Annotated in this window: 6 protein-coding genes and 1 pseudogene; 2 read left to right on the forward strand and 5 right to left on the reverse strand. The window is 69.9% G+C overall.

Features of this window, described 5'->3' with window-relative positions:
- From WBP48_RS07280 to WBP48_RS07290, 3 genes and pseudogenes are all read right to left on the reverse strand, one after another.
- Positions 1 to 258: pseudogene (locus tag WBP48_RS07280) on the reverse strand (ComEC/Rec2 family competence protein); the annotation flags it as partial.
- A 3-nt stretch (positions 259 to 261) separates the two neighbouring features.
- The gene (locus WBP48_RS07285) at positions 262 to 864 is read right to left on the reverse strand and encodes a helix-hairpin-helix domain-containing protein (RefSeq protein WP_424438265.1); all 603 of its coding nucleotides are present in this window, start codon (positions 862 to 864) and stop codon (positions 262 to 264) included.
- Positions 865 to 1,008: 144 nt separating this feature from the next.
- Positions 1,009 to 1,578 (reverse strand): TetR/AcrR family transcriptional regulator, encoded by a 570-nt coding sequence (locus tag WBP48_RS07290; RefSeq protein ID WP_424438268.1) that lies wholly within the window; start codon positions 1,576 to 1,578, stop codon positions 1,009 to 1,011.
- Positions 1,579 to 1,653: 75 nt separating this feature from the next.
- Between WBP48_RS07290 and WBP48_RS07295 the strand changes: the two genes are divergently transcribed.
- A complete protein-coding gene (locus WBP48_RS07295) occupies positions 1,654 to 2,826 on the forward strand; it encodes an alpha/beta fold hydrolase (RefSeq protein WP_424438271.1) in 1,173 nt (390 codons plus the stop codon).
- A gap of 40 nt (positions 2,827 to 2,866) precedes the next feature.
- Here the strand turns inward: WBP48_RS07295 and leuS are convergent, their stop codons facing one another.
- A complete protein-coding gene (leuS, locus tag WBP48_RS07300; RefSeq protein ID WP_424438274.1) occupies positions 2,867 to 5,458 on the reverse strand; it encodes a leucine--tRNA ligase in 2,592 nt (863 codons plus the stop codon).
- A gap of 87 nt (positions 5,459 to 5,545) precedes the next feature.
- Entirely contained in the window at positions 5,546 to 6,868 is a 1,323-nt protein-coding gene (pabB, locus tag WBP48_RS07305) for an aminodeoxychorismate synthase component I (protein ID WP_424438277.1), read from the reverse strand.
- A 53-nt stretch (positions 6,869 to 6,921) separates the two neighbouring features.
- On the opposite strand from pabB, the gene WBP48_RS07310 reads away from it, so the two are divergent.
- Positions 6,922 to 7,605 (forward strand): DedA family protein, encoded by a 684-nt coding sequence (locus WBP48_RS07310; protein WP_424438280.1) that lies wholly within the window; start codon positions 6,922 to 6,924, stop codon positions 7,603 to 7,605.
- The last annotated feature ends 377 nt before the right edge of the window (positions 7,606 to 7,982 follow it).

Here is a 7,982-nt window from a genome sequence, read left to right on the forward strand (position 1 = left end):
CGGCGGTTCGGCGGCGGCGACATGCGTGCAGACGGCGGCGGCGCAGGCCAATGCCACAGCGGCAAGGCCTGGCACGGTCCGACGCCGCGCGCACATGGTGACGATCACGGCGATCATGGTGGCGACCCAGAGGATCAGCGTCGCTGCACCGACCGTTGCGGGGTACGTGGTTGCGCCGGATGCAGCCAGCCACGCCGCCGCCGCGACGGGCACGAGGCGTGCGTCGCGGCGACGGATGCGCCTGCCGCTCGTGGCCACGGATCACACCGTGACGAGGTCGCGAAGGCCCGCGAGCATCTTCTCCCCGATGCCCGGCACCGACAGCAGGTCCTCGACGCTCGTGAACGCACCGTTGGTCTCGCGCCAGTCGATGATGCGCTGTGCGATGGCGGGTCCGACGCGTGGCAGCGTATCGAGTGCCGGGATATCGGCGGTGTTGAGGTTGACGCGGCCATCGCCGGGGTCCGTTGCTTCGGCCGCGGCCGGCTCTTCACCCACCGCTGGGACCCGCAACTGTTCGCCGTCCGCCAGCGGCCGGGCGAGGTTGATCGCCGTCTCGTCCGCTTCGGCGATGAGACCCCCGGCCGCCGCGATCACATCGACGACCCGTGCGCCCTCCTCGAGCCGGTACAGTCCGGGGCTCGCGACAGCCCCGAAGACGTGCACGTACACGATCGGCGGGCGGGCGTCATCCACGGCGACGGTGACTGCCTCACCCTGCTCCGCAGTGCCCCGGATCATGCCGATGAGCACCGCGAGCGCCGCAATCACGATCACGAGCACAACGACGGCGCCGACGCCCAGTCTTCGCCGCGCCGCATGTGACGCGGCCGTGGCAGTGGAGTCGGCGGTGGGTGAGCTCACACCGACACCGTGACAGGTCGCACCGGCGCGTGGAGCGCGTGGGGCTCGATCGGTGGATGACCGCCTGAACTCATCGCCTGTGGAGGAGGCGATGGCTCCCTCGACGGCCGAGCTCCGGTCGGCGAGCGTGATCGCAGCCGCTCCTCAGGTTCGAGGACGTGCGCCGTCGAGCACGAGGCCGACGATGGTGTCGACGACCGGCTCGCCGATGGGTTCTCCGGTGAGGAGCAACCTGATGTGTACGGGCGCGACGAGCGCCTCCAGGATGAGCGCGGGGTCGACGTCGGCGCGGAGGTCTCCCCGTTCGATGCCACGCTCGACCACGGGACGGAGTGCGCTCATCCGCTCGTTCCAGAAGCTGTGCCGGTGCTCGGCGAACTCCTCGCGGAGTACTCCCGTGCCCAGCAGCACCCGCCCGGCCGGAGCGTGGAAGTACGCGACGACGCTGCGCAGGACCTCGCGCAGGTCTTCCCGCGTCGATCCCGTGTTCGGCGGAGGGACGGCCGCAGTGCTTCGCTCGAGCACGGCATCGAGGATGAGCTGTTCCCGCGTCGCCCATCGACGGTACACGGTCGTCTCGTGCACACCCGCGCGCTGCGCGATGCGCGCGACGCTGGCGTCTTCGGCACCCCGGGCGACGAGTTCGTCGAAGGCCGCGGCGAGAACCCTGCGTCGCACGTGCTCGCCGCGACGGTGCGACGGAGACGATGACATTCCTCGATGATAACGCAGGTTGACTTGCGTTAGTATCAAGGAACGGCCACGACTCGCCGAGGACGGGGACACAGCATGCGCATCGACGACCGCATCGATCTGGACGGGACGTCGAGTCCGGTCGGCTTCCACCGCTTCACCTCGGACATCAGCATCGACTTCCAGTGCAACCGCTGGCTGCAATGGATCGGCCTCTCCGCCATCGACGAGATCGCCGACCTCGCGCGCCGCGTCGGGGCGAACGGCGGCTACGAGGCGTGGGTCTCGGGTTTCCTCGGACTGGCCGACCGTGCCGCGGCTGCGGGCCGCGCCCTTCCTGCCGCCTATTTCGCTCGCGGTGCGGAGTTCTTCATGGCGACCGACGACCCCCGCGCGGCGCCGACGCGACGGCGCTTCGTGTCCGCCCTGCAGAAGGCCTATGACGCCCGGCCCGAGACCGTGCCGTTCTCATCCGGCTCGATGCCGGCCTACGACCTGGCGCCGGCGCATCCCCGAGGTCTGCCGCTGGTCGTGTTCGGCGGCTTCGACAGCTACATCGAGGAGTTCTTCCCGCTCTTCGCCGCGTTCGTGGCGCGTGGCCGGCGGGTGATCGCTTTCGATGGACCCGGCCAAGGCGGTGCCCTCGAGGACCACGGGCTCACGCTGACCCCGGAGTGGGAGCGTCCCGTCTCGGCGGTTCTCGATCACTTCAAGATCGATCCGGCGGTCGCGGTCGGCATTTCGCTCGGCGGCGCGCTGGTCATTCGCGCGGCGGCCCTCGAGCCCCGGATCATCGGTGCTGTGGCGTTCGACGTGTGCGACAGCGAGTTCGACGCGGCCACCCGTATGGTAGGCCGCGGTGCGCCGATGCTGCGCGCGCTCATGACGCTGCGTGCGCGACCATTCGTGAACGGTCTCGCCGCACTCGCACGTCGGCAGCGACCGCTCGTCGACCGGGCGCTGCCGCAGGGGATGCGCATCACCGGCACGCGCGGCGCCTACGAATTCCTGCGCACCGCCTGGCGCGTGCGCACGGCACGATACTCACCGCGGGTCGCCGCCGACGTGCTCCTGCTCGCCGGCGCCGACGACCACTACATCCCCACCGCGATGCTCGCCCGCCAGGCGGCGACGCTCACCGCTGCACGCTCCGTCACCACCCGCGTGTTCACCAGGGGTCGATCAAGCCTCGAATCACTGCCAGATCGGCAACATCGGACTCGCCGGACGGGTCATCGACGACTGGGTCAGCCAGGTCGCCGACCGTGACGACGGGGACGCCGGGAGGGCGACGCACGGCGGCTGAGAGCTACGCCGTCGTGAAGCTCACGACCTTCGGTGCACGCACGACCGCGCGGGTGATCTCGCGACCGGCGAGCGAGCGCAGGATCTTCTCGTCCGCACGGGCGAGGGCTTCGAGCGCGTCTGCGGAGATCCGTGCCGGTACCGTCAGGGTGCCACGCACTTTGCCGTCGATCTGCACGACCGCCGTCACAGACTCTTCCACGAGGAGGGTGGGGTCCGGCTGGCGCCATGGCACCAGCCCGACGAAGGGCTCGTAGCCGAGCGCCTCCCACATCTCTTCGGCGGTGTGCGGAGCGAACAGGTCGAGGACCATCGCGATCGCCTCGGCCGCCTCGCGCACGGCGGGGTCGCCGGCCCCTGCGGGCCCGTCGATCGTCTTGCGCGTCGCATTGACGAGCTCCATGAGGCGCGCGACGACGACGTTGAACTTCGTCTGCTCGATGAGCGACGGCGCATCCGCCCACAGCCGGTGAGTGACGCGGCGCAGGCTCTCGTCGCCGTCCGCCCACTTCACGTCCGGCGCACTCGTGACCTCGCGGGCGATGCGCCACGCGCGGGCGAGGAACTTCTGCGCACCCGTCGTGGAGACGTCCTCCCAGCTGATGTCGTCCTCGACCGGGCCGGCGAAGACGATCGCGGTGCGCACGGCATCCGCGCCGGGGTCGATCATGCTTGAGGCGAACTCGACCAGGTTTCCCTTGCTCTTGGACATCTTCGAGCCATCCAGGAGCACCATCCCCTGGTTGATGAGGCTCGAGAACGGCTCGGTGAAGTCGATCAGGCCCATGTCGAAGAGGACCTTCGTGATGAAGCGTGCGTACAGCAGGTGCAGGATCGCGTGCTCGACGCCACCGATGTACGAATCCACCGGCGCCCAGCGGTACGCCTCGGCGGGCGAGAACGGCTGTTTCGCGTCTCCCGGGTTCAGAAACCGCAGGAAATACCACGAACTGTCGACGAACGTGTCCATCGTGTCGGGATCACGCAGCGCCGGCTCCCCCGTCTCGGGGTCGGTCGTCTGCAGCCACTCGGTCGCGCCGCCGAGGGGCGACGTGCCCTTCGGCGCGAGGTCGAGTCCCTGCGCGTCGGGCAGCATCACGGGGAGCTGATCGTCGGGAACCGGCACGATGCGCCCGTCCTCGGTGTGCACGACGGGGATCGGGGTGCCCCAGAACCGCTGCCGCGAGATGAGCCAGTCGCGCAGCCGGTACGACTTCGCGGCGCGGCCGGTGCCCGCCGCCTCGAGCTGCTCGATGACCCGCGCGATCGCGGTGCGCTTGCTCAGCCCGTCGAGCGGACCGGAGTTGATCAGTCGCCCCTCACCGGCGAGCGCGATTCCGGTGCGTGCCGGGTCGATCTCGGCGAGGGATGCCGGGTCGGCACCGGGATCGATCGGAACCCCGTCGGCATCCAGCTCGATGACGGGGATCGCACCGGTGACGGGCGCCGTCGTGTCGACGACGACCTTGACGGGCAGGTCGAACGCGCGCGCGAAATCGAGGTCACGCTGGTCGTGCGCCGGCACCGCCATGACGGCGCCGTGGCCGTAGTCGGCCAGCACGTAGTCGGCGGCCCAGACCGGCAGCCGCTCCCCATTGACCGGGTTGATCGCGTAGCGCTCCAGGAACACGCCGGTCTTCGGGCGGTCGGTGCTCTGCCGCTCGATCTCGCTGGCACGCGAGACGCGGTCGAGGTAGTCCTGGAACCGCATCCGCACCTCGGCCGAAGCGCCGGCGGCGAGCTCCGCCGCGAGGTCGCTCTCGGGGGCGACCACGAAGAACGTCGCGCCGTGGAGCGTATCGGGGCGGGTCGAGAACACCGTGACCCTCTCGGCCCTGCCCTCGACCTCGAAGTCGATGTCGGCGCCGACCGAGCGGCCGATCCAGTTGCGCTGCATGCGCAGCACCTTCTGCGGCCAGAATCCCTCGAGCTGGTTGAGGTCGTCGAGCAACCGGTCGGCGTAGTCGGTGATCCGGAAGAACCACTGGGTGAGCTTCTTCTTGACGACGACGGCGCCGCTGCGCTCGGAGGTGCCGTCGGGGAGCACCTGCTCGTTGGCGAGGACCGTCTGATCCACCGGATCCCAGTTGACCACGGCGTCCTTGCGGTAGGCGAGCCCCCGCTCGTACAGCCGCTGGAAGAGCCACTGGTTCCAGCGGTAGTACTCCGGGTCGCTCGTGTGGAGCACCCGGCTCCAGTCGTAGGAGGATCCGAACTCGCGGAAGCTCTTCTTGTGCTGGTCGATGTTGTGGTAGGTCCACTCCCGCGGATCGGACCCGGCCCCGCCCTTGATGGCCGCGTTCTCGGCGGGGAGGCCGAAGGAGTCCCAGCCGATCGGGTTCAGGACGTTGTAGCCGCGGTGCCGCCAGAAGCGGGCGACGACGTCGACGTACGCGTAGTTCTCGGCGTGCCCCATGTGCAGGTCACCGGACGGGTACGGGAACATCCCGAGCACGTACTTGCGCGGCCGGGTGTCCTCCGCGCCACCGGCACGGAAGGGGTCGGCGGCGCGCCAGCGCTCCTGCCACTTCTGCTGGATGGCGTACGGGTCGTAGCCGTCGGCGGGCGCGCTGATCGTCGACGTGGAGGAGGTCATGGACACAAGTCACCTATTCGTGATGTTCGGGAACGCGCGAACGCGTCTATCCAGATTACCGGACCGCGCCACCGGCAGCCGGACGGATCAATCCGACCACGGTGCCGGCAGGGCCGCGCCGAGGGCGTGCAGGGGTCCACGCACCTTCAGAGCGACTTCGGCCCACTCCTCGTCGGCGTCCGACAGATAGGTGATACCGCCGCCGGCCCCGACATACGCACCGCCGGGATGGACGACGATCGAGCGGATGATCATTGCCAGATCGGCGCGTCCGTCGTCGCCGAGCCAGCCGAAGCAGCCCGCGAACACGCCCCGCGCGCCGCTCTCGAGACCGTGGAGAATGGCCATCGCCGACAGCTTGGGCGCGCCGGTCATGCTGCCGGCGGGAAGGGCGGCGTCGAGCAGTCGGCCGAAGGTCGTGCCGGGCCGCAGGCGCCCGGCGACGGTGCTGACCAGTTGATGCACCGCCGAGTAGGACTCCACCTCGAGCAGGCGCTCGACCGAGACGCTGCCCGGCAGACATATGCGCTGCAGGTCGTTGCGCATGAGATCGACGATCATGACGTTCTCGGCCCGCTCCTTGACGCTGTCGTGCAGCTCCCGCGCCAACGCGTCGTCCTCCGATGGCGTCGCGCCGCGGGGACGCGTGCCCTTGATCGGACGGGTTCGCACGAACCCGCCGCACACCTGAAGGAACCGTTCCGGGCTCGCGCTGAGGAGTGCGTGTTCGCCGACACGGATCAGCCCGCCGCGCGGCGCGGGCAACTCCGCGCGCAGACGCAGGTAGACGGCGACAGGATCCAGGGGGGCAGATGCCGTCACGGCGAACCGCGTCGTGAGGCACAGCTGGTAGGCGTCCCCGGCGCGGATCGCGTCGCGGCACCTTTCGATGAGCTCTCGGTAGTGGGCGGGAGAGTCGCGGGCGGATGCCTCGGCATCCGGCACCGCGGGCGGCTCGTACTCCGGCACGTACGCGGGTGATTCACGCCAGGCGTCGACCTCGGCGGCGGCCTCATCGAGGTCGTCGGTCTCGGCAATCACCCATGCCCGGCGGGCCGCGTGGTCGAATGCGACGAGCCGTCGCACGCGCAACCATGCCTCCTGCGGCCCGTCCGTCCGGTCTGCGGTGGTCGGTGCACCGGCGCGTGCTGCGGCGGCGTCGTAGCCGAACCAGCCGACGTGACCGCCGGCGAACGCGCCCGGGGTGTCAGGTGCCTCCGCTCGCAGGTCGAGCACAAGGTCTCGGGGCACTTCTGCGACCGGCGTGCCCGCACCGAGCCAGCTCCAGCCCGCGGCGGCATCCGGCCCCGCGTCCAGCCAGAACGCGTGCGGCAGGCGGGCCGGGCCACGAGCGAACAGCGTTGCGGGATCGATCCACGCGATCGCAGCGGCGAGAGGGCGGGTCGACACCCCTTCAGGCTAAGGGGCAGACCAGGCTCAGGGGGCAGACCTAGGCTGTCAGCGTGAACGAGTTCCTGTCGTGGCTGCTCGATGCCGTGCAGAGCGTGGACCCGGTCGTGCGCACGCTCCTGGCGGGGGTTGCGATCCTGCTCGAGACCAGCGTGCTCGTGGGACTCGTCGTGCCCGGCGACACCGTCGTCATCGTCGCGGCGACCGCTGTCGGGTCGGTCCCCGAGGCGATTCTCCTCATCGTCGTGGTGGTCGTCGGGGCGCTGATCGGAGAGAGCATCGGTTTCGGGCTCGGCCGATGGTTGGGTCCCCGCATCCGGTTCTCGAAGCTCGGCGTCCGCGTCGGCGAGCACAACTGGGCACGTGCCGAGCTCTACCTGAGGCGACGCGGCGGACCGGCGGTCTTTCTCTCACGCTTTCTGCCGGTGCTGCACTCGCTCGTGCCGCTGACGGTGGGGATGAGCGGTTTCGGCTACCGACGATTCCTCGCGTGGACCGCCCCCGCCTGCGCCGTATGGGCAATCGCCTACGTCAGCGTCGCCGCTGCGGCGGCGGGCACCTACCGCGAACTCGCCGACCGCCTGCACTTCGCCGGGTACCTGTTCGTCGCGGTCATCGCCGTCTTCGTCCTCATTGCATATCTCGTCAAGCGGGTCATCGTCGCGCGCGAAGCGCGGCACATGCGAGCGGATGCCGCCGGCCCCGAACACCGGCCCTCCCCCGACGTGGAAGACTGATGCGAAAGTCTCGCAACATGTGCCAGGCTTTCTCGCCCCCACGGCGCGGCAGCGCCACTGAAAAGCTGATGCGAAAGTCTCGCCTCGCTGGGCGGACTTTCTTGTCCCACGGCGCGGCAGCGCCACTGAAGAGCTGATGCGAAAGTCTCGCCTCGCTGGGCGGACTTTCTTGTCCCACGGCGCGGCAGCGCCACTGAAAGCAGAGTCGATGCCCGCTGAGCCTCCGCCCGAGCTTCCGCCATCCCGCGGCAAAGTGCTGTGGCTGGCGCGACTCGAACGACGGTTCCACGCGTGGCGCGAGCGGCGCGCTCGCGCACGCGGCCAGCGCGCGAGCGTCGCCGCCTACCCCGGCTACGGGGGCGAGGACTGGGTGCGCG

This window comes from Microbacterium sp. (assembly GCF_049661145.1).
Classification (GTDB): Bacteria; Actinomycetota; Actinomycetes; order Actinomycetales; family Microbacteriaceae; genus Microbacterium.

What these genes read in the sequence shown, in the direction of transcription:
- WBP48_RS07290 (WP_424438268.1), bottom strand. Translation starts at nt 1,578, where the DNA reads ATGTCATCGTCTCCGTCGCACCGTCGCGGCGAGCACGTGCGACGCAGG.
- leuS (WP_424438274.1), bottom strand. Translation starts at nt 5,458, where the DNA reads ATGACCTCCTCCACGTCGACGATCAGCGCGCCCGCCGACGGCTACGAC.
- WBP48_RS07295 (WP_424438271.1), top strand. Translation starts at nt 1,654, where the DNA reads ATGCGCATCGACGACCGCATCGATCTGGACGGGACGTCGAGTCCGGTC.